At 45.5% G+C, this 25,055-nt stretch carries 22 protein-coding genes; 6 read left to right on the forward strand and 16 right to left on the reverse strand.

Annotated features, from left to right (window positions below; genetic code table 11):
* The first annotated feature begins 45 nt into the window (after positions 1-45).
* Positions 46-453, forward strand: coding sequence for an iron-sulfur cluster biosynthesis family protein (locus tag I6H64_RS07350; RefSeq protein WP_005919696.1), 408 nt, complete (start codon positions 46-48; stop codon positions 451-453).
* A 108-nt stretch (positions 454-561) separates the two neighbouring features.
* Here the strand turns inward: I6H64_RS07350 and I6H64_RS07355 are convergent, their stop codons facing one another.
* The 9 genes from I6H64_RS07355 to I6H64_RS07395 all read right to left on the reverse strand — a co-directional run bounded on the left by I6H64_RS07355 (position 562) and on the right by I6H64_RS07395 (position 11,733).
* Positions 562-1,944 carry a flavocytochrome c gene (locus tag I6H64_RS07355; protein WP_008841220.1) on the reverse strand — a complete coding sequence of 461 codons (1,383 nt, stop codon included), beginning with the start codon at positions 1,942-1,944 and terminating at the stop codon, positions 562-564.
* Between the two features lie 13 nt (positions 1,945-1,957).
* Positions 1,958-2,869: a dihydroorotate dehydrogenase gene (locus I6H64_RS07360; protein ID WP_008841221.1), complete on the reverse strand. Its 912-nt coding sequence runs from the start codon at positions 2,867-2,869 to the stop codon at positions 1,958-1,960.
* Positions 2,870-2,880: 11 nt separating this feature from the next.
* Positions 2,881-6,054, reverse strand: coding sequence for a carbamoyl-phosphate synthase large subunit (carB, locus tag I6H64_RS07365; RefSeq protein ID WP_008841222.1), 3,174 nt, complete (start codon positions 6,052-6,054; stop codon positions 2,881-2,883).
* A gap of 2 nt (positions 6,055-6,056) precedes the next feature.
* Positions 6,057-7,142, reverse strand: a complete 1,086-nt coding sequence (locus tag I6H64_RS07370; RefSeq protein WP_002830099.1) for a carbamoyl phosphate synthase small subunit — start codon at positions 7,140-7,142, stop codon at positions 6,057-6,059.
* Positions 7,139-8,431, reverse strand: coding sequence for a dihydroorotase (locus tag I6H64_RS07375; protein WP_008841223.1), 1,293 nt, complete (start codon positions 8,429-8,431; stop codon positions 7,139-7,141). Before I6H64_RS07375 ends, I6H64_RS07370 begins: the two co-directional genes overlap by 4 nt.
* Before the next feature lie 4 nt (positions 8,432-8,435).
* Positions 8,436-9,356 (reverse strand): aspartate carbamoyltransferase catalytic subunit, encoded by a 921-nt coding sequence (locus I6H64_RS07380; RefSeq protein WP_002830102.1) that lies wholly within the window; start codon positions 9,354-9,356, stop codon positions 8,436-8,438.
* A gap of 122 nt (positions 9,357-9,478) precedes the next feature.
* A complete protein-coding gene (gene pyrE, locus I6H64_RS07385) occupies positions 9,479-10,132 on the reverse strand; it encodes an orotate phosphoribosyltransferase (RefSeq protein ID WP_008841224.1) in 654 nt (217 codons plus the stop codon).
* A gap of 425 nt (positions 10,133-10,557) precedes the next feature.
* Positions 10,558-11,382, reverse strand: a complete 825-nt coding sequence (locus I6H64_RS07390; protein WP_008841225.1) for a Cof-type HAD-IIB family hydrolase — start codon at positions 11,380-11,382, stop codon at positions 10,558-10,560.
* Between the two features lie 21 nt (positions 11,383-11,403).
* Entirely contained in the window at positions 11,404-11,733 is a 330-nt protein-coding gene (locus tag I6H64_RS07395; protein ID WP_036685217.1) for a hypothetical protein, read from the reverse strand.
* Between the two features lie 134 nt (positions 11,734-11,867).
* Here I6H64_RS07395 and I6H64_RS07400 point away from each other — a divergent pair, with 134 nt between their 5' ends.
* Complete coding sequence (locus I6H64_RS07400) at positions 11,868-12,758, forward strand: AEC family transporter (RefSeq protein ID WP_051462093.1); 891 nt, start codon at positions 11,868-11,870, stop codon at positions 12,756-12,758.
* A gap of 380 nt (positions 12,759-13,138) precedes the next feature.
* Here I6H64_RS07400 and I6H64_RS07405 read toward each other — a convergent pair whose 3' ends face one another.
* Positions 13,139-14,164: a YeiH family protein gene (locus I6H64_RS07405; protein ID WP_056985038.1), complete on the reverse strand. Its 1,026-nt coding sequence runs from the start codon at positions 14,162-14,164 to the stop codon at positions 13,139-13,141.
* A 160-nt stretch (positions 14,165-14,324) separates the two neighbouring features.
* Here I6H64_RS07405 and I6H64_RS07410 point away from each other — a divergent pair, with 160 nt between their 5' ends.
* The 3 genes from I6H64_RS07410 to I6H64_RS07420 all read left to right on the forward strand — a co-directional run bounded on the left by I6H64_RS07410 (position 14,325) and on the right by I6H64_RS07420 (position 16,136).
* Positions 14,325-15,179, forward strand: a complete 855-nt coding sequence (locus I6H64_RS07410; RefSeq protein ID WP_056985036.1) for a LysR family transcriptional regulator — start codon at positions 14,325-14,327, stop codon at positions 15,177-15,179.
* A gap of 138 nt (positions 15,180-15,317) precedes the next feature.
* Positions 15,318-15,503, forward strand: a complete 186-nt coding sequence (locus I6H64_RS07415; RefSeq protein WP_002830110.1) for an LBP_cg2779 family protein — start codon at positions 15,318-15,320, stop codon at positions 15,501-15,503.
* Between the two features lie 111 nt (positions 15,504-15,614).
* Positions 15,615-16,136 carry a GNAT family N-acetyltransferase gene (locus I6H64_RS07420; protein ID WP_008841233.1) on the forward strand — a complete coding sequence of 174 codons (522 nt, stop codon included), beginning with the start codon at positions 15,615-15,617 and terminating at the stop codon, positions 16,134-16,136.
* 78 nt (positions 16,137-16,214) lie between these two features.
* Here the strand turns inward: I6H64_RS07420 and I6H64_RS07425 are convergent, their stop codons facing one another.
* From I6H64_RS07425 to I6H64_RS07445, 5 genes are all read right to left on the reverse strand, one after another.
* Complete coding sequence (locus I6H64_RS07425; RefSeq protein ID WP_008841234.1) at positions 16,215-16,973, reverse strand: ribonuclease H family protein; 759 nt, start codon at positions 16,971-16,973, stop codon at positions 16,215-16,217.
* A gap of 316 nt (positions 16,974-17,289) precedes the next feature.
* Positions 17,290-18,597: an NCS2 family permease gene (locus tag I6H64_RS07430; RefSeq protein ID WP_002830113.1), complete on the reverse strand. Its 1,308-nt coding sequence runs from the start codon at positions 18,595-18,597 to the stop codon at positions 17,290-17,292.
* Between the two features lie 283 nt (positions 18,598-18,880).
* Entirely contained in the window at positions 18,881-19,888 is a 1,008-nt protein-coding gene (gene asnA, locus I6H64_RS07435) for an aspartate--ammonia ligase (protein WP_002830114.1), read from the reverse strand.
* A gap of 580 nt (positions 19,889-20,468) precedes the next feature.
* A complete protein-coding gene (locus I6H64_RS07440; RefSeq protein WP_036685220.1) occupies positions 20,469-22,382 on the reverse strand; it encodes a M13 family metallopeptidase in 1,914 nt (637 codons plus the stop codon).
* Between the two features lie 51 nt (positions 22,383-22,433).
* On the reverse strand, positions 22,434-23,405 hold the full coding sequence (locus I6H64_RS07445; protein WP_008841237.1) for an asparaginase: 972 nt from the start codon (positions 23,403-23,405) through the stop codon (positions 22,434-22,436).
* 108 nt (positions 23,406-23,513) lie between these two features.
* Between I6H64_RS07445 and I6H64_RS07450 the strand changes: the two genes are divergently transcribed.
* Positions 23,514-24,272 (forward strand): potassium channel family protein, encoded by a 759-nt coding sequence (locus I6H64_RS07450; protein WP_002830117.1) that lies wholly within the window; start codon positions 23,514-23,516, stop codon positions 24,270-24,272.
* A 54-nt stretch (positions 24,273-24,326) separates the two neighbouring features.
* Here the strand turns inward: I6H64_RS07450 and I6H64_RS07455 are convergent, their stop codons facing one another.
* Positions 24,327-24,980 (reverse strand): MIP/aquaporin family protein, encoded by a 654-nt coding sequence (locus I6H64_RS07455; protein WP_002830992.1) that lies wholly within the window; start codon positions 24,978-24,980, stop codon positions 24,327-24,329.
* Positions 24,981-25,055 lie beyond the last annotated feature (75 nt).

Below are 25,055 nucleotides of genomic sequence, written 5' to 3' on the forward strand. Positions count from 1 at the left end.
TCGTAGGTAAGAGACATGCAGTCAATTTTATTGGGAGGCCACACTATGGAAATCAACATTACTCAATCAGCACAAGAATATTTAAATACTAAAAACATTGGTCAACGCCACGTCTTCTTGGCGTTAGACGACGGCTCAAGTAAATTCTCTAAGTTAGGCGGTTCGTGTTCAATTGGCAACAAGTTCCAACTAGTGGTTGCGGACAACGAAGACGCTGACTATGCTGAACCAGTTGAAAACAATGCCGGGTTGCAACTTACTACCGGACATGACGAGCCCACTTATTTAGGCGAAGGCCTTACCCTTGATTACAAGATGGGGCTGCTTTCACTTCGCGACAATAGTGGAATTATTGACAACGCCGTTACGGTAACGAACTTTGTTCCCCAAGACGACGGAGACGGTAAGCAACTTAAGAAAGATATGCAAGAATTAGGCAACCGAATTTGCTAATTAAACATAGTTAAGAAAAAGCAAACGGGACAAAAGTCAGATAGTTTGCAAGTACTAACCAAAAATCGACTGTCATACCAAATTTAGGTATAACAGTCGATTTTTTAATTAAGCTTGGTAATTTTCAATCTGACGAGCGGCCGCTAGTCCAAAGACTACCGTTTCCGCAATCGAGTTACCCCCGAGCCGGTTATTGCCATGTAAGCCGCCCACGGTTTCTCCAGCCGCATAAAGCCCTGCGATGGGCTGTTGTTGGTCATCTAAAACTTGGGTTTCTACGTTAACTTTTACGCCGCCCATTGTATAGTGCACAGCTGGAGCTACCGGAATTGCTGCAAAAGGTCCGGTTGCAAAGTCATCTACCAAGCCGGTGGTGCGGCCAAATTCTGCATCATGCTGTTGGTGAACCACCGTTTGCCAAGTTGCCATCGTAGTATCCAATGCAGCTTTGGGAATTTTCAATTGATTGGCTAATTCTGCAAAGGTTGCGCCATGGGTGACCAAACCAATTTGGTCGTAAAATTGGACGGCAACCACCCGGTTAATCAACGATTGATTAAAAATTAGAAAAGCGTTGGCCGGACTTTGCGCGTTAATTGCCGCCGTGACTTCTTTGCGGGTGGCCAGTTCATTAACGAACCTGCTTCCTTGATGATTAACGAGAATCGCGCCCTCGCCACGAACCGTTTCGCCAATTAAAAAGGTTCTTGCTGAATCTTGATAGACGGTGGGATGCACTTGAACTTCCGCCATATCGATTAATTGGGCCCCTAATTGTTGTGCTAACCGCAGGCCATCACCGGTCGCTCCCGGTTGGTTCGTAGTGCGGTAATGCAGCAAATCAGGTCGGTAATGACCAATTAAATCTTGGCTAGCCGAAAAGCCTCCGGTTGCCAAAATTACCGTCGCACTCCGTAACGTTTGTCGGTCACCAGCTTGGTTTTCAGCAATTAACTGAAAATCTCCAGATTCCATTCGCATAATATTCACTACCTTAGTTTGACAAAGGATCGGAACTTGTTTTTGGGCCAAATCATCTACTAAGTGATGAATCAAGTATCCCCCAATTGCCGGAGTGCTACTTGGTCGGTGGGCTCGTTTAACTGACATCCCACCAGTTAAGGTCAAATCGTCTAAAACAATCCCATGTTCTTTCAGCCAGTCCACTGCTTCAGCTGCGTGACTAGTAAAGTAGCGTAACATGTCCACGTCATTTTTCCGCCCGCCGCCCCGGTAGGTATCTTCAAAAAAGGATTCGTAAGTATCCTTAATCCCCGCGTGCTCCTGAACAACCGTCTTAGCAGCGTTCATCCCTGAAGAAGCCCGAATAGAATTCCCTCCAGGCTTAGCCATTTTTTCTAAAACAATTACCCGTTTTCCCGCTTCGGCCAACGCGAGCGCACTTACTAAACCAGCGCTGCCAGCACCTACAATCACGGTATCAAATTGCTTTTCAGCGGCTATCGATTGAATTGATTGGGATTGTGTCATTACTCCGCCTCCGTTAATTTTTCACCTTAAAATCTGCAACCCGTTCAAACCCGTATCGATCCATTGCGGCAGGCAATTCCGTGATGACGTCGTGACACGCCTGCGGATTGCCGTAGCTTGCGGATCCAATTTGAATTGCTTGGGCTCCTGCTACCATCAATTCTAACGCATCTGCGGGAGTAAAAACGCCCCCCACGCCAATAATTGGTAAATCGGTTACTTGGCGTGCTTGGTGAACCATTCGCACGGCTAGGGGATGAATCGCCTTGCCAGAAAGCCCCCCAGTACCGTTTGATAAGTGCGGTTTGCGGGTGTGTAGATCAATCTCCATTCCCATCAACGTATTAATCATGACCAGTCCATCCGCTCCGCCCGCTTCGGCAGCAAGTACGAGGGGTTCGATGGCGGTCACCGCAGGAGTTAGTTTAACTAACACCGGACAGTCCACCTGGGCCTTAATTGCTTGGGTTAGTTCTCGCACCATTTGCGGTTCCGTTCCAAAGGCGATTCCGCCTTCCTTTACGTTCGGGCAGGAGACGTTTACTTCAATTAATTTAACGTTTGGTGCACTAGCCATGCGGTGTGCGACCGTTACGTACTCTTCAAAAGTACTTCCCGCGACGCTCCCCACAATCGGTAGTGTTGGAAAATTATTGGCTAACCAGGGAAGTTCTTCACTTAATACGTGGTCGATTCCCGGATTCTTTAACCCAACCGCGTTCAGCCAGCCCGCGCTGGTTTCCGCCGTTGTGGGCCATGGATTGCCCGCTCGGGGGGTTTGGGTGGTCGATTTAATCACTAAGGCCCCCAATTCGTTTAAATCCATTTTCTCCGCCAGGGACTGACCATACGCGGCAGTACCACTCGCATTCATAACTGGATTTTTTAACGTTACTCCCGCAATTTCCGTTTCTAAGCGTTGCATAATCTTCCTCCTTATAGGTGAACCGTAGTAAAGGCTTGGGCTTCTAACACTTGTAAAATGGCATCCACCGTATCTAAGGCGGTAAACAATGGCACTCCGTAGGTTAGCGCAGTTTGCCGGATTTTAATTCCGTCGTTGGCGCTATCCGGATCGTCAGCAATGGTGTTAATCACCGTTCTAATTTCATGTTGTTTGATTTCGTTTAAAATTTGGGTCGATTCCGTCAGTTTTTCCACCGTTTCCACAGGTAAACCGTTTTGTTTCAAGACTGCCGCAGTCCCTTCAGTAGCCACTAGTTGATAACCCAGATCCCAGAAGCGTTTAGCTAAACCAACCACTTCTTCCTTATCCGTGTTGCGGACCGTTAACAAAACTTTGCCGTGGTCTGGTAAATGAAGTTTTGCGCCCTCCAACGCTTTATACAGTGCCTTAGCTAAAGTACGGTCGCTTCCCATCACTTCGCCAGTGGATTTCATTTCTGGTCCTAACAAACTATCCACATCGTTTAGTTTGGTGAAGGAGAAGACCGGCGCCTTCACGTGAATTAACTTACCCGGTCGGTGAAGGCCCGGAGTTAGCCCTTGTTCCCGAATACTTTGACCAAGGATGGCCTTCGTTGCAATCCGAGCCAGTGGTAAATCCGTGACCTTGCTAATCAATGGAATCGTCCGACTAGCGCGTGGGTTAACTTCAATCACGTAAACCTGTTCGTCGTGGACGATAAATTGAACGTTCATTAGCCCAACGCACCGTAGACAACGGGCCAATTTAGTCGCGATTTCCACAATTTGGTTCTGTACGGTTGTTGAAAGGGTTTGAGCCGGATAAACCGCCATTGAATCTCCCGAATGCACACCCGAACGTTCAATATGTTCCATAATGCCCGGGATCACTACGTCATGTCCGTCGCTGACCACGTCAACTTCACATTCCGTCCCCACTAGGTACTGGTCGATCAAAACCGGATGCTGGTGGGAAACCTGAACCGCGGTGTGCATGTAGTTTTCCAATTCAGCCTGGTTGTGGACAATTTCCATCGCCCGGCCCCCTAAAACGTAACTTGGACGAACGACCACCGGATAGCCGATTTGATTAGCCGCCGTAATTGCCGCTGGAACCGTGGTAGCGGTTCGTCCTTCGGGTTGCCGGAACTGGTTTTCCGTGATTAACTGATTAAACTCGTCCCGATCTTCGGCACGGTTTACGTCTTCCACCGCGGTGCCTAAAACGGGAACTCCGTGGTCCGCTAAGGCTTCGGCTAAATTAATCGCGGTTTGGCCGCCAAATTGGACGATTACGCCCTTAGGTTGCTCTAACTCGATTACGTTAAGCACCTCTTCGACAGTTAACGGCTCAAAATATAGTTTGTCAGACATTGAAAAGTCGGTCGAAACGGTTTCCGGGTTGTTATTTACCACGATGGCTTCGTAACCCATTTGACGAATTGCCTGAATCGAGTGGACCGTGGCGTAGTCAAATTCAACCCCTTGCCCAATCCGAATCGGACCCGACCCCAACACTAGGATGGAGGGCTTTTCTGAAACCTGACTTTCGTTTTCAAATTCGTAGGTGCTGTAATAATACGGCGTACTGGAAGCAAACTCCCCTGCGCAAGTGTCAATCATCTTGTACACTGGCTGAATTCCAGTTTGTTGCCGAAATTCGCGCACCCGGTCCGCAGTAGTTTGCCAAAGCCGGGCAATCGTAGTATCCGCAAAACCGTAATGTTTAGCATCGGTTAGCCATTCGGTTGCAAAGGGATGGTCCTGCAGCGCCGTTTCAATTTCATAAATATGTAGTAATTTATCCAAAAAATAAACGCTAATCTTAGTTAATTGCGCTAATTTAGTCAACGATTCGCCGCGGCGCAACGCTTCGTAAAGGTAGAATAGTCGGTCGTCTCGGGCTACTTTGATTCCAGCAAGTAACTCTGTGTCACTTAAGTTAGCTAAGCGTTCATCATGGAGCTCCGCCACGTCAATGTCGAGGGAGCGCACCGCCTTTTGGGTGGCTTCTTCAACAGTGCGACCAACCGCCATTACTTCTCCAGTTGCCTTCATTTGGGTACCCAAACGGCGATCGGCGTTGGCAAATTTATCGAACGGCCACCGGGGAATTTTGCAAACCACGTAATCTAGCGCTGGTTCAAATTCCGCGTAAGTCGAGCCGGTCACCGGATTTAAAATTTCGTCAAGTTGTAATCCAACGGCGATTTTCGCCGCCACCTTGGCAATTGGATAGCCGGTTGCCTTAGAAGCTAGCGCGCTTGATCGACTTACCCGCGGATTGACTTCAATCACGTAGTACCGATTCTGGACTGGGTCAAGGGCAAACTGAACGTTGCAACCTCCTTCAATTTTTAGCGCCCGAATAATTCGCAGCGCCGCGTCCCGCAACTCCTGAACTTCCCGGTCGCTTAAGGTTTGAACCGGTGCGTAAACAATTGAATCTCCGGTATGGATTCCAACCGGGTCAAAGTTTTCCATGTTGCAGACCACAATCGCGTTATCGGCGTGGTCCCGCATTACTTCAAACTCAATTTCCTTCATTCCGGCAATGCTTTGTTCGATCAACACTTGGGTCACTGGCGAAAAGGTGAGTCCGTTGGCGGCAATTTTCCGAAGTTCCGTTTCGTCATTAGCGATTCCGCCGCCGGTACCGCCCATTGTAAACGCAGGCCGGACAATTACGGGGAAGCCACTTTGTTTAGCGAAGTCGACCGCCTCGGCAACCGTGGTCGCAATTGCGGAGTCAGGAACTGGTTCACCAAGTTCCTTCATTAACGATCGGAACCGTTCCCGGTCTTCTGCTTGGTCGATTGCATCCAATTTAGTTCCTAATAGTTCAATATTTAGTTCCTTTAAAATTCCTGATTCGGCTAATTCCATCGCCATGTTAAGCCCTTGCTGACCTCCAAGAGTTGGCAAAATGGCATCCGGACGCTCTTTGCGAATGATTTGGGATACGAATTGCCGGGTGAGTGGTTCAATATAGACCTTATCCGCCACGTCCGTATCGGTCATGATGGTCGCTGGATTTGAGTTGACCAACACCGTTTGGTAGCCGAGTTCTTTTAACGACAGGCACGCTTGGGTACCGGAGTAATCAAATTCGGCCGCCTGACCAATAATGATCGGTCCTGATCCAATCACCAAAATTTTATTTAAATCCGTTCGCTTAGGCATGATTAGCGCACCTCCATTATTTTTTTCCGTTGGTCAATTAACCGCATAAATTGGTCGAAAAGACCGACCGCATCGTGTGGCCCAGGTGCCGCGTCTGGGTGAAATTGTACTGAAAAAGCCGGGTACTTTTCATGACGTAAACCCTCCACCGATTCATCGTTAATTTCTTCGTGGGTAATCGTCAAATCGGTCGCGGCAACCGAAGCGCGGTCCACCGCGTAGCCGTGGTTTTGCGAAGTTAAGTCGATTCGCCCAGTAGCTAAATTGCGCACCGGATGGTTAAATCCCCGATGACCAAACTTTAATTTCATCGTCCGGGCGCCGTTCGCCCGGGCAAAGAGCTGGTGTCCCATACAGATGCCAAACACGGGCACTTGTTTTTCCACCGTGCGAATCATTTGTAACACGCCGTCTGGAACTGCTTCGGGGTCCCCCGGTCCGTTGCTTAAAAGCACCCCGTCCGGATTATTTGCTAAGACCGTTTGGGCGTCCGCATCGTAGGGCAGCACCATTACATTGCAATTCCGCCGCGCAAGTTCCCTTAAGATGGAATACTTGAGGCCAAAGTCCACCACGACCACCTTCCGACCCGTTGCTGGATTAGGGTACGGCCGGGGCGTCGCGCTTTGTTCGATTGGGTGCGCGTTCGATTTGAATTGCTGAATTTGTTCCACCAAGCCATCGCGGACTTCGTTGACTAACGCCGCCTTCATCGCCCCGTGCTCGCGAATGTGCCGGGTTACCGCCCGGGTATCAATTCCGCTGATTCCGGGGAGTTCCTGTTGAATTAAAAACTCCTCAAAAGTCATTTTCATTTGCCAGTGACTAGCCCGTCGCGCAACTTCGTGAACCACCACTCCCGCGCAACTAGAACGGATTGATTCCCAATCGTCGCGGTTAATTCCGTAATTGCCAATCAACGGGTACGTAAACATTAAAATTTCTCCGTTATAGGATTGGTCGGTTAAGGACTCTTGGTATCCGCTCATTCCGGTATTAAAAACCAGTTCGCCGATGCGTTCCTGATTGGCGCCGATTGCCGTGCCCGGATAAACCGTGCCGTCTTCTAAAACTAAATAACGCTTCATTTTAAAATGCCCCTTCGTTCAAACTTGATTTGTCCCGCAACCATGGTGAGCTGGGGTTGACCATAAACTCGTTGGCCAATCAATGGACTGTTGTGCCCCTTCGATGCCATCGCCGCAGCGTCAATTTCATATTCGTGATCCACGTCCACAATCGTTAAATCCGCCACCGCGCCTACCGTTAAATTGCCTGCCTTCCTTAACTGAAAGGCTTGGGCGGGATTGGTACTCATCCAGTTGACCAATTGGCCGACCGAACAAATTCCTGGTTTAACTAGCTTGGTGTAAAGCAAGGCAAAGGCGGTTTCCAATCCGGTAATTCCAAAGGCCGCCGTTTTCATCGAACCCGCCTTATCCGCGTCCGTATGGGGGGCGTGGTCGGTAGCCACCATGCTAATCGTGCCGTCCAGCAATCCCGCAAGTAACGCTTGGCGGTCCGCTAACCGGCGCAACGGGGGGTTCATCTTTAACATGGGGTTGTCCTTAGTGATCATCTGTTCATCCAAGAAGAGGTGGTGCGGGGCGACTTCGGCAGTCACCCACACTCCGTCACGTTGGGCTCGCCGAATCAGCTCCACGCTCCGTGCCGTAGAAACGTGGCAAACGTGGTAGTGTACGCCCGTTTTTCGCGCGATTTCTAAATCCCGGGCTAATTGTGCCGTTTCTGCCAGCTCATCAATGCCGGGTAAACCTAGCTCTTGGGCACACGCCCCGGCATTCATCACCCCGTGCTGCATAAGCGATTCGTCTTCCACGTGGGCCGCAAGCGGCAAATCAATTTTTTGTAAAGCTTGCATGGCCCGGTACATCGTTTGTGCGCTTTGGACCCCGTTGCCATCGTTACTGAAGGCCACCGCCCCCGCTTCTTTAAGAGCTGCAAAGTCTACCAATTGATCGCTGGTCCGGTTCTTAGTTACCGCTGCGTATTGCCCAATGTGCACGCGGCCGACTTGTTGATTATGCGCAATCATTTTAGCTAACCGGGTCGGGTCATCGGGAACCGGATTTACGTTGGGCATCGTCAGCACGGTGGTGTATCCGCCCCGTAACGCCGCTTGGCTACCGGTAGTTACGTCTTCTTTTTCGGTTAATCCGGGGTCCCGGAAATGAACGTGCACGTCCACCAATCCCGGAAGTACCAGTTGATTTTGGGCATCAATGACCCGTTCAGCAACCGTCGTCTCCGCAAGTTGGGGAGCAATTGCGCTAATTTGTTGATCTTCCACTAGGACGTCCGCCTTTTGTAGATGGCCGTTAGAGACTACCCGGCCGTTTTTAATCAAGGTTCGCATTTATTTACGCCCCCATCACCAAGTTTTTCGCGTTTAGCACGTCGGTCAAAATTGCCATCCGCATATACATCCCGTTGGTCATTTGTTTAAAGATCCGTGAACGTTGACATTCCACCAGTTTGCTTTCAATTTCAATTCCGCGGTTAACCGGAGCGGGGTGCATGATAATCGCGTGTGGTTGCATCCGTTCTGCCCGTTGCTTAGTCAAACCGTAGTTGGTCAAGTAATCCTGAACTTCCATCCGTAAATTATCGCGATCCTGGATCCGTTCTTTTTGAATTCGCAGCAACATCATGACGTCGACTTGGTCAACCAGTTCGTCAATCGGCCGATAAGTACCGTAGTCAGCTAGGTCTTCAGCCATCCATTCTTCAGGACCCGCAAAGTAGACTTGTGCGCCCAGCTTATTTAGTAGCATTGCGTTAGAACGCGCGACCCGGGAATGGGCGATATCGCCGGTAATGGCCACCTTCAAGCCCGCAAAACGACCGAATTCTTCGTAAATCGTCATCATGTCTAGTAACGATTGAGATGGGTGTTGTCCGCTACCGTCGCCCGCGTTGACGATGCTAATGTCTAAATTCTCGTCCAAAATTGGTTCGTAGTAATCGTTTTGGGGATGCCGAATTACCGCCACGTCCGTTCGAATCGCATCAATGGTTTTCACCGTATCTAACAGTGTTTCACCTTTGGAAACCGAACTAGTTTGTACCTCAAATTCCAACATTTTCATACCTAAGCGTTGTTCAGCCATTTCAAAGCTGGTGTGGGTCCGGGTGCTATTTTCGAAGAAGAGGTTCATCGCGTAAACCGGGCGCTTTAATTGTACCTTCTTACCCTTCTTGAATTCTTCTGCTAATTTAATTTTGTGTAATACGTCCGCTTCGTTAAAGTTTTCTACCGTAGTCAAGTCATGCATATTCATTATTTTTTCCTCCTTAAGTTATCAAAAAAGGCTACCTGCCAATTGAATTTGCTTGGAAGGTAGCCTAAAAAAGCCGATTCAATTGGTTCCTCTCGGGAAACCGATTTAATTGAAACTAAATCTTATTTAATTGTTGTAGTTGCGCCCCATTGCCAGGGATCCTGATGCCAGGTGCGGGCCGAATCTAGCTGGGCAGGAGTTAGTTGTTGTTGCGTAGCTAAATGATCAATTAATTGGTGATAATCGATCAGACTATGTAACTGGGTTTCCTCAGCCGCAAAGTTTTGGCGTGCGTCCGGAAGCTGGTAACTAAAGATACTCGCGACCCCCAGCAGTTGAGCGGGAGTTTGGCGAACCGCCTTACCAGCCTTAAGCACGCTGCCGCCGGTTGAAATCAAATCGTCAATCAACACCACCTGGTCAGCGGCTTGTAAAGCCCCCTCAATCTGCTTACCCGCTCCGTGATCCTTGGGTTTAGAACGGACGTAGACCAATGGTAATTCGAGTTTCGCGGCAACCCACGCTGCGTGCGGTATCCCAGCCGTTGCCACCCCGCCGATCACCGTTGCCGTCGGATAAAATTGGCGAATTAGTTCGCTGAGCCCTGTGGCAATTTGTTTACGTAACGCGGGTTTGCTAATTGTCATTCGCAAGTCGGTATAGATTGGCGACTTGATTCCACTGGCGTACGTAAACGGTGCGTCAGGCTTTACCTGAATTGCTTGCAATTCCAGTAACTGCTGAATAATTGCTGCTTGAGTTTGTGTTTCCGTCATGTTTGAACCCCTTTATTTGGATTTCGAAATCGCTATTTTGGGTACAAAAAAACCACCAGTAAGTAAAATGGCCGGCGCTAACCGCGTCCATTCCACCTACCGATGGCGACTCCGTTAGCTTGTTGACCTCTCGGGATCAACTTAAAGCGACTCGATTAATTTTTACCAATGATACACCCCTGAAATTAAATGTCAAGCCACGATATGGTAAAAAATAGGGTTTGGAACAAAAGTCGAGTAGTTTGTGAGCATTAACTAAAAAACGACCATCGTGTTTGTATTTAGCATAATAGTCGTTTTGGGATTAAACGAAACAGACTGAATTTTGGCGCAGGTGTGGCTCTATTAAAGTCAATATACCAAAATAATTTCAGTTCCTTCTCAGCTTCCATTTCCCTTGTATTTTAAAGGATCCGCGTAGTTACCTACTTAATCTCCCCGGCCAACAACCGCTCAATCATGTCTAAAACGCCGCTGTGGTTGTTGTCCAATTTTGTGATTAGCTTCGTTGCTTTTTTAGCTTCTGGTTCCGCGTTTTTCATTGCATAACCTAGTCGCGCGTGCTGTAACATTGCTTCGTCATTTTGTGTGTCGCCGAAGGCCATGGTCTCGTCCATGGAAATCTGCCACAAGTTCTGCAATTGGGTCAGTCCATAAGCCTTAGTCACGTGTGGCATGGTGACGTCCATGCCACCCAGTCCACTCATCACGCAACCAAGGTCATCCCCCAGCGCGTTTTGTAACTGCTCAGCTTGGGGGCGCACATCCGTTAGCCCACTCCAATGAATGTCAATCTTGTAAATCGGCTCGTTTACCGCCGTTAGTTTTGCTACCGGCGTAAGGTGTTGATAAAAATATGCACTGTCTTTCCAATCGGCGTCACTAGGCACCATGTTGGTGAACGCTTGTTGACGGGTCGACAAAATTAGTTTTGCTTCGGCAAACCCCGGAGTGCTCATTAAATAATCCAACGCATCTCGCAGTAAGGCCGGTTTAAGGGGATTTTCATCCAAAACTTTCCCTTGCTCAACGGTCAGGGCGCCGTCTTCAGCAACAAAAGTCAAGTCGCCTTCAATTCCTGCAAAAACTTCTTGGCAGTGAGCCAGTTGATTTCCACTAGCAACCACAAATTTAATTTGTCGGCGACTAAGTTCGTCTAGTTGGGCCTGAAAACGTGAACGGTCAAACTCCCGTTGGTCATTTAAAAAAGTTCCGTCAATGTCACTTGCAATTAATCGAATCTCCGTCATAACATCCTCCTTGTTGAGTTACTAACGTCCGCCAGCGATTTTACTTAGCTGTTTATCCAAGTAGTCCCAGAGACTATCCGCATCTTGTGTAAAATCCTCAGTAAAGCTAGTTCCGCGAGGTGCAACTTTACCAGTGGGCGCGTTAATCACGTCATAGACTACCAACTCGTCATTTTCTAATTTACAAGTAAAGTAGTGCCCGTCCAAAATGTCGTCTAATAAGTGTTGAGCATTATCCTGGATTGCTTGTTCAATTAATTGTTCTTCAACAACCGCTTGACCCTGTTCTTTTAATTGTTCTTTTTTAACCCTTACTTCGGTCAAATCGTGTGGTACTTGAATAATTGCCATGCGCTTTTCCCCCATTTAATTACTAATTAAATTCAATTTTACCATGGATATTGCGCTAAAATAGACTAGAAAACAAATTAGGGGTGAGCGAAATTTTATTACAAAGTATTCAAGGGGTACTGGTAATCATTATTATGGTTGCCGTGGGGTACTATTTAGCCTCTCGACACTGGTTTAACGAGGATTCTAAAAAGTTGCTTGCTAAGCTTGTTACCCAAGTGGCCCTGCCGCCTTACATGATCACTTCAATTACCAAAGATTTTACTAAAGCTGAACTTTTCAAGTTACTGCCCAACCTTTGGTACCCGGTTTTATCAATGTTCATTTTAATGGGGCTTGCTTGGTTAATTGTGCGCTTAATTCACGTTGACCCGCGCCATCAAGGCTTGTTTACTTCCATGTTTTTTAACTCCAACACCGTTTTTGTCGGGTTGCCCATTAACCTAGCAATCTTCGGAGAACGCAGCTTGCCGTACGTGTTGGTTTATTACATGGCTAATACGACCATTTTTTGGACGTTAGGGGTTTACTTCATCCAACGTGACCAACAACGCCAAACCAAAATCAGTCTAAAAAGCACTTTGCAAAAGATCTTCTCAGCCCCGCTTTTAGGATTTATGATTGGAATCGTCCTGATCATCCTAAACATTCATCTACCTAGTTTCTTATCGTCTAGCTTCACTTACTTAGGGGGACTGACCATCCCATTGTCCATGCTGTTTATTGGGGTTTCCGTTTACGATGCAGGTTTGCGCAATATGCGTTTTCAAAAAGACAATTTGGGAGTTTTACTTGGCCGGTTTGTTTTTGCGCCAAGCTTAATGGCTCTGTTAGTAATGCCAAGCTCCATGCCCCTAATCATGAAGCAGGTCTTCATTTTACAATCATGCATGCCGGTAATGACGAATGCGCCGGTAGTCGCCAAGCTATACGATGCGGATGCCGATTTTGCTTCAATTATGGTGACGGAATCCACGTTATTATCACTAATAATGGTGCCGGTGATGATGGGGATAATGGTGTAGAGTGCTCTTGGCCCCGGTCAGCTTTTGAGGATTAATGGAATAAGGGATTTAATCGTGGCTTTGGCGATTGAGTCCCTTATTTGATTAACCGGAAAAAGTTGGGGCCAAAAGCACGTTTCGGCTCAGCCGCAAAAAAACATTCCTAACAAAGATTGAGACTTAGAAGAAAATAAAAAATGTTTTTCAAGAATGGAAAATTCTCGAAAAACATTTTTTGCGTGGACCTTAATAAAACCAAATGTGTGCCAAAAGCCATTTTCCCGCTTAACCAAAAATGACTATTATACCCAATCCAAGCATAAGTCGATTTTCAGTTAATGCTCACAAACTTCCTGGCTTTTGTCCGACGCTCATTTTTTAATAACTGATGTCTTTAAATTCTAGAAGAACCACTTGCTTGCCATAATTACGAAAATTAATAACAATACCGAGCCGATCGTCGCTGCCGCAAACGGTCCCTTACCGCGTTTTAAGATTACCCGGAAGTTTACTGACATACCTAAAGCAGCCATTGCCATGCCCAAGAAAATGTAAGCCAGTTTAACTAATCCTGCCAAAACGCCTGCACCTAATGGTAAGAAAGTTCCGACAACACTAGCAAGGATAAAGCCGCCCATAAACCAAGGAATTGGGAGCTTGCCCTTCACTTGATTAGCAACGTTAACTTCATTCCGCCGCCGGTGCCAGAAACCGATAATCAAGGCTACCGGAGCCAACAAAAGCACCCGGGAAAGCTTGGTAATGATGGCCGTATCCAAACTAACCGGACCACCCGCACCACCGGTTGCCACCGCGTGGGCAATTTCATGGAGTGACCCGCCAGCAACGACTCCAAATTGGGTCGGCGTTAAATGCAACCATGATTTCAAACCAATTTCGATAAACGTAAAGACCGTTCCTAAAATCGCCACCACGGCAATTGCCATAACTTCGTCTTCCCGCTTTTGTTCCTCTTGGTCAGCCGGCACCTGGATTTGTGGGGAAATCCCCATTACTGCGGCTGCCCCGCAAATCCCAGTACCACTTGCCACGAGCATTGCTAAATTAGATTCCACGTTAAATTTTCGTGCTAAGTTGTAAACCACTAAAATTGTCAGACCAACTATTAAAACCGCCAACAAAATCGTCTTTACTCCCGCATGCGCCAAATCAATTAAGTTCAACTTAAATCCCAAAAGGATGATTCCTAAACGTAAAAATTTGTTAGAAATAAATCCGGTACCCTTTTTGGATTTTTCCACGACCCGTGGACTAAACTGTACTAACATTCCTAAAACTAATGAAATTACTAAGGCGCCAATTAAACTAAAATATGGTAATTGGGCCAACAAGCTACCGGCTAACGCGCAGAGTAACGTTACTCCAATAGCTGTCCAAAAGCTTTTTTCTTTCACCAACTTTGCCATAATAATTCTCCTTTTCTCTTTGTTTATTTTGTAAACCCCTAGCGAATACTTTTGGGGTTACTCGTTTTCTAGCACATTAATTATCCTATCAAAGTTAGTGAATAAAATATAATTATAATATATAATCAGTCTATAGATATTACTTATAGGGAGAATTACGATGATTGATAACCGCTACGCCACGTTTGCTTTATTGTCGAAAAATAAATCCTACACGAAAACCGTTAAGGAATTATTTATTACCCAGCCTGCAGTTTCCCAACAGGTTAAGAGTTTAGAAAACGAACTCCAGCTAAAATTGGTGGAATACCGGCACCCGCATTTGAGCGTCACCCCTGCCGGACAAGTTCTAGCGCGATTCATCGAAACTACCCAACATCAAGAAAACCAACTGGTACAACGGCTGCAACATCCTGCCAAAGCAACCACGCTTCGAGTGGGAGTAACTCATTCAGTAAGTATTTTTATGGCTCCGCAACTGTTGCGAAAGTGGCACGATCGCTACACCCATATTCAGTGCACGGTTGCTAATACCCGTACCATTTTGTCTCAGATCGATACCGGAAAGCTAAATATCGGAATTTTGGAAGGTAACTTTGACAAGTCCTTATACAGCAGTCAAACCATTACTACCGAAGACTTTGTGGCGGTTACCCGTGCTTCCTCGCCACTCGCCCAACGTTCTTCGCTTACGCTAACCGATTTATTGGACGAACCGCTATTGCTTCGGGAAAACGGTTCAGGAACCCGGAAAGTTTTCGAAGATTGGGCGAGTGCATTTAACGTCAAAAAAGACGACTTCGCTCAAGTAATTGAATTTGGAAGTTCCGGTGGGATCGTTAACTTGCTTCAAAGCTTGGGCGTGAGCTTTATGTACCGTTCCTTAGTTAATCCTCAACTTGCAGATCAATCCCTAGTGACGCTGCCCATTAAAGGACTTGATATTAGTCGGCCGATTGCCATGGTATACGCCAAAAATAGTTTCTTCGAAAACGAATACCGGCAACTCCTCTAAGCATTTATGGCGAAGAGCGTTATAATAAAGTTAGTCTTGATAAAAATCATCAGCTATTGATTTAGTTTGCTAGGTTTAACCCGGCAATTATGATAGGATTTATCATACATAGATGGAAACTTTATGGAGGGATTCTTTATGAATGGCGTAACAGAATTTGCGGAAAAAATTATCAATTTCCAAAAGAAAAATAACCTTACGGATGCTGACGTTGCCTTTGGAACACATCTATCCGTAGAAAAGATTCACCGAATCAAGGAAAACTCGTACACGCCGACCGACGATGACTTAAAGCGCATCACCGATTTTATGAAAACCAAGTAAGCTCGGCGGCCCGTTTCATAATTCAAAAAAGAACCCGCGTAACTTCTAGCAATTATTTACTAATCGCTAAAAACTACCGGGTTCTTTCGTACTATTTTGCAGGAGGGTACCATGAAAAAATTTGAATTTTATCACCCAATTTTGACTAACCAATACAGTCTGGATTGGCTTACCAAAACTAAGGTAAAGGACATTTTTGCCCTCCGAAGCCATCCCCAAATTGCACAGCAAGAGCACCGCTCGGCCGATCAGGAACTCACCGACACGGTTGCCTACGTTAACCAAGTAATGCGGCAAGTAATGAATAACCGCGCCTTGGTTTGGGGAATCACCCGCCGCGCCGACCAACAATTTATTGGCATCGCGGGATTAACTGAGTTTGTCGACCATCCTCAACAAGCCACCATCCAATTCACCCTGCCCGATGAAGCGTTGCAGGTTGCCGCAATGACAGAGGTTTTAAAACGGCTAATTATTTTTGCATTTCAAGAATTAGAACTATCGCAAATTAACGGGGCGATTGATCAGGAAAACGTCTCGCAAATTCAAGTGTTGAAAGAAGCTGGTTTTTCCCTTGTTAAAACGACCGGAACCATCCAGCACTACCAGTTATCTAGCACTGATAAATTCTAAACACCCTAATTACCAAAGTGCCCCGTCGCCGTTAGATTAACGTCTAACAACGACGGGACATTTTTAAATTAATTGCAATTATTTTGGAAGCTTATCATCTATGGGGACCATTCCCTTTTCTTCCATATAATCCATCATTTTATTTAATTTATGGTCAACAAAAATATTTCCTTGATTAGTGGCGTGACCTTTTGTCCATAAAAATTGTAAATCAGTGAATTGGGGTAGCAGCTTAGCAATCTGTTGCCACAGTTCCTGGTTAGCTACCGGGTCGCCGGTGGATTTTTTCCAGCCGCGGCGTTGCCATCCCGCAAGCCATTTCTTAGTGATGGCGTTTAAAATATACTTAGAATCAGAAATCACCGTGATTGGTGCGTCCTTACCGACTTTAGCCAACGCCGTTTCCAACCCGCGCCAAAGGGCCGTTAACTCCATTCGGTTATTAGTGGCACCAAACTCACCACCCGATTGAGAATATTCTTGGTCATCTTTTTTCAACAAGTACGCCCACGCTGCTAAATCCGCTTGCCGCACGTGACCACCTTTTACGGTACCTGTATTGCGGGATCCGCCGTCCGTATATAAAAGGATCCGATCGGTTGGAACCTGAGGATCTTTTTGGGGGATTTGCGGCTGCTTTTGCGGGGTAGCTTTCTTAGCTGATTTAGCCTCCGTAACTTCCTTACCAGCTTGCCACTGTTCAGCTTCTTCTAACGTTCCAAAGCTTTTATAGCTTGCCCCAGAAAATCCCTTAACCTGCGCTTCAGTTTCGGCCCAAGTCCGGTAAATTCCGGGCTGTTTACCAATTTTTACTACGTAATACTTCTGTTTTGCCATTTGCCACCTCAAAAATTAATTTTCAATAAAACCGAGTGCTCAGCACTATTGACGAATCTCCAATACCGGATTCTAATCTACCAAAATTTTTTCAATAATCCGTTATTAATTATGACTTTTTAACTTATGTTAGTCAAAAACGTTTTGCCATTTGATTAAAAAGGAGAGTGGGGCAAAAGTCGCTAAACAAAAAACGATCCATGAGGTGAAGCTTCCTCATGAATCGTTTTTATTTTTGTTTTTTGACTTTAGTAGCACCAAAACGTGTGCCAAAAGTCAGTTTGTTCCACTTTCCAAAACTGATTAATTCATTTTTTTAAACGTTAAGAATTGCGATGAACCCAATAAAAACGAAGAACAATCCGTACATCAACGGATGCACTTCTTTACCGCGCTTAGCAGCAATCATGGCAATTGGGTAACTGATAATCCCTAAGGCCATCCCATCTGAAATACTGTACGTCAACGGCATTCCAATAATAATTAAAAATGCAGGAATGGCAATTTCTAGACGATCCCAGTTAATTTCACGTGTCTGCTGTGCCATTAAAACTCCAACAATAATGAGCGCCGGCGCCGTTACTTGGGAAGTGACCACCGTTAGCAACGGGGAGAAGAAGATTCCCAAGATGAACATAATTCCGGTAATTACCACCGTGAAACCTGACCGGCCGCCTACCGCGATCCCCGCTGAGGATTCCACAAACGCACCCACGGGCGAAGTTCCTAATAACGAACCCGTTAGCATGGCGGTCGAATCCGACATCAAAGCCTTACCGACCCGAGGCATTTTATTGTCCTTCATGAATCCTGCCTGAGTAGCCAGTCCTACTAAAGTTCCCGCCGTGTCAAAGAAAGTTACCAATAAGAAGGTAAGGACTACCACCCAGAGTTGGAGGGTGTTAATGTCACCAACGTGTGAAACCGCGGTTAGAAAAGTTGGCTTTAAACTTGGTGCGGCAGCTAGCAGGTGGGTCGGCGCGTGAATTACTCCAGTTACCATGCCGAATAGCGTGGTCAGAACCATCCCGAAGAAAATTGCCCCTGGGACCCGGCGAACCATTAGGATAATGGTAATCACCAAGCCAAACACGGTGATCCAGGTGGTTGGCGTGGTGAAGGACCCTAAGCCAACCATGGTGTCTGGATTAGCAACCACCAGACCACCTTGGCTCAAACCTAGAAAGGCAACGAACATCCCGATCCCCGCTGAAATGGCATGTTTTAAATCAGCTGGAATGGCGTTGATAATTAATTCCCGTAATTTAAAAATTGTAATTAACAAGAAAATCAGTGAAGCCACGAATACTCCAGCCAAAGCGGTTTGCCAAGGCACCTTCATCCCAATAACTACTGAGTAAGCAAAAAAGGCGTTGATTCCTAGAGCCGGTGCGGAGGCAATCGGATAGTTTGCCAAAATTCCCATTAAGAAACATCCAATTGCACTAGCCAAGGCCGTGGCGGTAAAAATAGCTCCCTTATCCATCCCCGAAGCGCCTAAAACGTTTGGATTAACAAACATAATGTAGACCATCGAGATGTAAGTAGTGATTCCCGCAATAATCTCGGTTTTAAAATTCGTCTTCAATTGTTCAAATTGAAAATACTTAGCGATATTCTTCAAAACTCTTTCTCCTTTTAGTTCGATTTAAACAAAAAAGCACGTTGATATAGTCTACTCTAATCCTTAAAATAAGTAAAGTACGATATAGCATAAAATTAGTTGCAGATAAAGTTCGTGTTTTGCCAAAAATGTGCCAATTGCTAATCACCTTACTAATCCCCTCAGCAAATAATTCCTACACAAAAAGCACTCTTCCAAGTTTTAAGTCTTGGAAAAGTGCCCTTGTTTTGCAGCCTATAATCTCTGTTTCGCTACTTTAATAAAGCTACGCCCTTCGCCGCATTTATAAAAGTTGAATTCCCGCATTTTTGCATTGTTCAACCATTGCTTGCGGCCAAATGCTGGCTTGTACTTCGCCAACGTGCGCCTTCCCCAACAGCAACAAACATAGTCGCGATTGACCGATTCCGCCGCCAATTGTGTACGGTAGTTCTTCGTTCAACAACGCCTTATGAAAAGGCAATTGACTACGGTCTTCGGCGTTAGCCATTTTTAATTGTCTGCGGAGCGCGTCTTCGTCAACCCTAATTCCCATACTAGAAAGTTCCAAAACACACTGCAAAGGAGCGTACCAAAACAAAATATCACCGTTTAAGTTCCAATCGTCGTAATCGGGAGCCCGCCCATCATGTCTTTTTCCAGACTTAAGGGGTCCGCCGATTTTCATCAAAAAAACGCATCCTAACTCCTGCGTAATCGCCTTTTCCCGTTCTTCAGGACTTTTTTCAGGCCAACGATCTTCCAACTCCTGCGTCGTGACAAAATGGATTTTATCGGGCAAATGATAAACAGCCTGGGGATATTTATACCAAACTTCATGCTCCATATGCTTAATCACTTTAAAAATTTTACGGACGTGCTCCTTTAAAACTGCCGTAGTCCGTTCTTCTTTGGCAATAATTTTTTCCCAATCCCATTGGTCAACGTAGATGGAATGCAAATTATCTAAATCTTCGTCTTTACGAATGGCGTTCATATTGGTATAAATGCCCTCATGTAAGTCAAAATCGTTGCGCGATAAAGTCATTCTTTTCCATTTGGCTAGTGAATGAACAATTTCAATTTTATGGTTTGGCAAGTCTTGCATTGTAAAAGAAACCGGACTCTCCGTTCCGTTAAGATCATCATTAAGCCCCGTGGAGTGGTCGACAAACATTGGTGCCGAAACTCTTGATAAGTTCATCTCCTTACCAAATTCGTCTTGAAAGGTTTCGCGGATAAATCTAATCGCCCTTTGAGTTTCGCGTACGGACAATTTTGGTTCATATTTTTCTGGAATTATTAAATGCATCTTCCTCACTCCTTTTGAGATTAATTACAAAATAAAAAGCCTTCCGCCCCTAGAATACTAGGGACGAAAGACTTTCGCGGTACCACCCAAGTTACCCATTCATCAGAACGGATCACCTCAAAACACGTACTAACATACGCTCCGGTGGTAACGGACCGGCAACGTCCAAGCTTAATCTGTGCGCGCTACATTTCAGCCTGGAGCTTACAGGAGTGTTATTCAACTAAATTGCCACTAATCAAGTTTCCACTATTTCTTGACTCACTGTTAGCGCAAAATAATTTACTCGTCTCCCACGCTTTTTTATTTTGTGGCACAATGATAACACAATTAGAAATCTAATCAAACATTTAGTTTTAAAATAGCTAAATTTTACTTAGTCGCAGTTTTTTGCTGGCCTTCCTAAGCTAACCCAACCATTCGCCAATAATATTGCTATCGTTAGTCCCACTAATGCAGTATTCAAGCCTATTTTCCCAAGCCGCTAGCCTAAAAAGCCGCTTAGCGAAGTTAACACTTCACCAAACGGCTTTTTAATCAACTAAATTATTCAGTAGTTTTCCTGCACTAAGTCCTGAAATTACCAGATTTGCACCCGTTTTTCTGGGGCCATGTACATTCCATCACCGGGTTCTACGTCAAAGGTGTCGTAGAATTCTTGGAAATTTTGCACTTGAACGTTTGCCCGCAGTTTGGATGGGGCGTGAACGTCAATGGCTAACAGTAATTGTTCTCGTTCTGGAGTTGCCTTAGTCCGCCAAATCCGCGCCCAATTTGTAAAGAATTCCTTCAAGTTAGGGTCGTCGGTTGCTTTTGTCGCCTCCAATGCTGCACTAAGCCCGCCATCATCAGCAACGTTTTCCGTTACCACCAACTTACCGTTAACTTTGCCGCCCGCAAATGGCAGTCCATCAAATTCTTGAACCATGGCTTCGGATAGTTTGTGGAAGTGATCTAAGTCAGCTTGCGTCCACCAGTTGTCCATGTTGCCATATTCGTCAAAGAGGGCCCCGTTAGGATCAAAGGCATGCGATATTTCGTGAGCCATTACCGCACCAATTCCACCGTAATTTTGGCTAGCAGTTTGTTTCAAGCTATAGAACGGTGCTTGCAAAATCGCTGCTGGGAAACAGATTAAGTTGCCTTCCGGAGAGTAATAAGCATTCACCGTATCCGCACTCATGTGCCATTCACTGCGGTCAACCTTTTTACCGTACTTTGCTAACTGGTCTTCAAGGAAAATCCGCGAGAAGTTTTGTACGTTTTCAACTAAACTGCCACCCTGAGCTGCAGTTTTCGTTTTTAATTTCTTATAAACCGGTTTCAGTTCATCTGGATAACCCACCAAGATCTTCAAAGAACGTAACTTAGTAATCGCCTTTTGTTTGGTGGCTTCCCCTAGCCAGTCGTTGTTTGCCAAGCGCTTTTCGTAAACGTTAATCATGGCAACTACCATTTCGTGAACGTCTTTTTTAGCTGCTTCCCCGAAGTAACGGTGACCATAGTATTCGCCTACCACTTGACTAAACGTCCGGCGTGCTAGATAAAAGGCACTCTTTTCTTGCGGCATGGAAACTTTCTGTCCGGACAACGCCCGTCCGTACATTCCGCCAATTTGTCGGAACTCTTCGCTAAGGTAACCCGTCAACGAACGGACCATGTTAACGTACGCCCAGCTCTTAAAGTCGGCAAAAGTCTCGTCATTAGCCACTTGGTTGAGGTTTTCATAGAAACGAGGTTCGGTAACAATAATTTGTTCTGGTTGCGTACCTAACAATTCTTGAACTAATTTTTTAACGTCAATACTTTGAACTTGGTCCGCAAACTGCGTAAATTCCATTGGATTATAGAGTTTCGCAACGTCACTAAGTTCTTCCGAGTTTTTACGGTATGGTGCTAAGCTAGCGTCAAACCGTTTGGCTTGTTCAACAATCTCATGCGCCTCTTCAGGTGACTTACCGATCTTTACCAAGAGTTGGTTCATCATTTCGGTAAAGATTTTCATTAGTTGTGGTCCATTGGGGTTATCGGCGTCGTAATAAGTTTTATCTGGCAAAATCAAGCTAACGCCCCCAGCCCACAAAACGTTACGTTTGTCGGCACCGTCACCCTTTAAATCGGGTTCAATTCCGATATCCACTGGTAAATCAACCCCGTTATAGAATAATTCCTTTAGGTTAGCGTTGACGTCATCCCAATTTTGCAGTTTTTCAATTTGTGCAAGGTATGGCAATAACGGAGCCACTCCATCCGCATCCCGTTGTTGAAAGTCCGCCGCCATTTCATAAAACTTAATAAATTCGGCCAACTCGGGAGTATCTGGTTCAACTTCGTGATTCCGCATTGCGGCAAAATCCTTCATTAACTGTTTATCAACTCCGTCAACGAGGTCCATAAAACCTCCGGTCGAGGAATGGTCGTCTGGAATTTTAGCCGTTTTTAGCCATTCTCCGTTGACTGCATCATAAAAATCTTCTTTAACTGAACTTGTCATTTTCTTTCCTCCCATTCTGTTTTTCCACAGTTCTATTATACACGGGCTTCATTAAGAAACGGCGTCATGCATGTAGCGGGCAATTTCTTTGCCGTCCATGTGATTGCTTAACCCCACTTGGAGTTTGATCCGCGCCTTTTGTCCGTTAAGTCCCTGGCAGAAGATCACTCCCATCCGTTCTAAGTCAATGCCGCCGCCAACGTAATCGTAAATTGGTTCAGCAAGCCCGTTGTAGCATCGGGAAACCATTACTACTGGAATTCCCTTTTTAATCAATTTTTGAATGGGTTCTACCACTTCAACTGGCAAATTTCCCGCACCAAGTCCTTCAATAACGATCCCCTTAGTTTCTGGGCGATCTAGCGTCTCAAAAATGGCTCCTGGAATTCCTGCGTAAGCCTTAACTAAGTAAACACCAGAAACTAGCTCGTCAATATCACAAACTTGTTGGCTAATTAAGGCTTGGAAGAAACGAATATCCCGTTTGTATACAATTCCTAACGGCCCAAACGTTGGCGTTCGGAAAGTATCTACGTTAGTTGTGTGGGTTTTAGTAACAAACCGGGCGGTGTGAATTTCATCATTCATGACTACTAACACGCCCTTGCCCGTAGCTTCGTCGGAAGCCGCCGTTAAAATCGCACTTTGGAAATTATAAACACCATCAGAACCAAGCTCGTTAGAAGAACGCATTGCGCCCGTTAAAACAATTGGAATCACGCTTGGAATCGTAAGATCAAGGAAATAAGCCGTTTCTTCGAGCGTATCGGTACCGTGGGTAATCACGATTCCATCACATTCATCGTTGTCGATTGCCTTTTTGACCCGTTTTTTAATTACCAACATATCTTCTGGGGTAATGTGTTCTGAAGGCTTATTTAATACGACTTCGTTTGCCAAATCAATATTTTCGTTAATAAATTGGGTATCCAATAACGGATTTTCTTCGTTAGTCTTTACCTTATCATTACTAGCCGACATCGAAATTGTTCCGCCAGTGTGTAATGCCAATATTTTTTTCATCTGCTTTACCTCTTCTAGGATTAATTAGTCCTATCATATCATTTCTAAACTATTTACACCGGTCAGAAATGCGTTAAAATAATTCTATTAATTTAGGAGATTTTACTCATGACGAAAACAAAAATCAATTGGCAGCTAAGCTACGACATTGGAATTGCGGGCATCGCCCTCTTTTCATTCCTAATCGTCGTGGGCTCGTTTTTGGATCCCCATGCCATCCGTTTAAGCGCTCCACCATTAGCCCATTTATTAAATGTTTTACTGCTCCTTTATACGATCGATTTTTTCTATCGCCTAGCCAGCAGTAGGCACTGGCAAAGATTTCTCTTTGATAACACTTTTGATTTATTATCGTTAATTCCGCTGCATCCGGCCTTCGCCATTTTTCGAATCGGCCGGGTTTGGCGACTAATTCGGCACCACCATTTACTCTGGCGATTTGGTTTGGATGGTAAACTTTCCAAAACTGTGCACCGCTTTGTTTACTCATCAGGATTTTTGAACCTTTTTACCGCTAGTATGTTCATCTTAGTATTGAGCTCCTTGATGTATTCTATAGTGGAGAAGGTCCCGTACCCATCCGCGCTTTGGTGGGCAATTACCACGGCAACGACGGTTGGATATGGCGATATTTCTCCCGCCACCAACGTCGGCAAGTTTATCGCCGCCTTCTTAATGATCGCCGGGGTCGGTTTTATCGGTTTGTTAACCAGTACGATTACGGGATTTTTCACGAGTCAAACTACCGACGCTAACAAAGATGATTTTAGTCGGCTATTTGAAAAAATCGACCAGTTGGATCATAAAGTCGACCACTTGCAGCGCGAACTTAATTTAGAACGTAAAAAAAATCGGCATAAAAAATAGGCTGAGGAAATTGGGCATTATCCCAATCCTCAGCCTATTTTATTACTCAGCTAATTATTCAGCTTCACTACCTAGAGCCTTAGCTACAACGGCAGCAACTGCACCACCAACTAGTGGAGCAACCACGTAAACCCAGAAGTGGGATAACGCACTGCCACCCACTAAAATAGCAGGTCCAAAACTCCGTGCGGGGTTCAATGAACCACCAGTTAAGTTTAAGGTTGCGATGATCATCAATGCCAAAGTTAGGCCAATAATCAATCCAGCAAAGCTGGCATTGCCGTATTGCTTGCTAGTAACGAACAGAATTACTAATACAAACAAGAACGTAACCAACGCTTCGGTAACTAATGCAGGGAACGCCGAAATCTTAGTGAAATCAGTTTGACCCAAGTTAGCTGTGGAAGCACCCATTGCGGAAAGGAAGTACTTCACCATTCCGGAAGCCAAAACCGCTCCGATAAATTGGGAAATCACGTAATAAACGGCATCTGCACCGCTAATCCGTTTGTTAATCCACATTCCAAGAGTAACTGCGGGGTTAAAGTGTCCCCCTGAAATTGCTCCTACTGAATAAGCCATAATGGTTACGGCTAACCCAAAGGCTAATCCAATTCCAACTACGTTTGCATGAGCAATCGTTACTGCTGCCGTTCCTACAAAGACCAATACAAAAGTACCAATAAGTTCTGAAATATACTTACGCATATAAATGGTCTCCTTTCTATATAGTAAATAATAAAAAATAATGCAAATAGCATTGTATACCAATTTAGAAGCATT

It is taken from the genome of Pediococcus acidilactici (genome assembly GCF_016127815.1).
GTDB lineage: Bacteria > Bacillota > Bacilli > Lactobacillales > Lactobacillaceae > Pediococcus > Pediococcus acidilactici.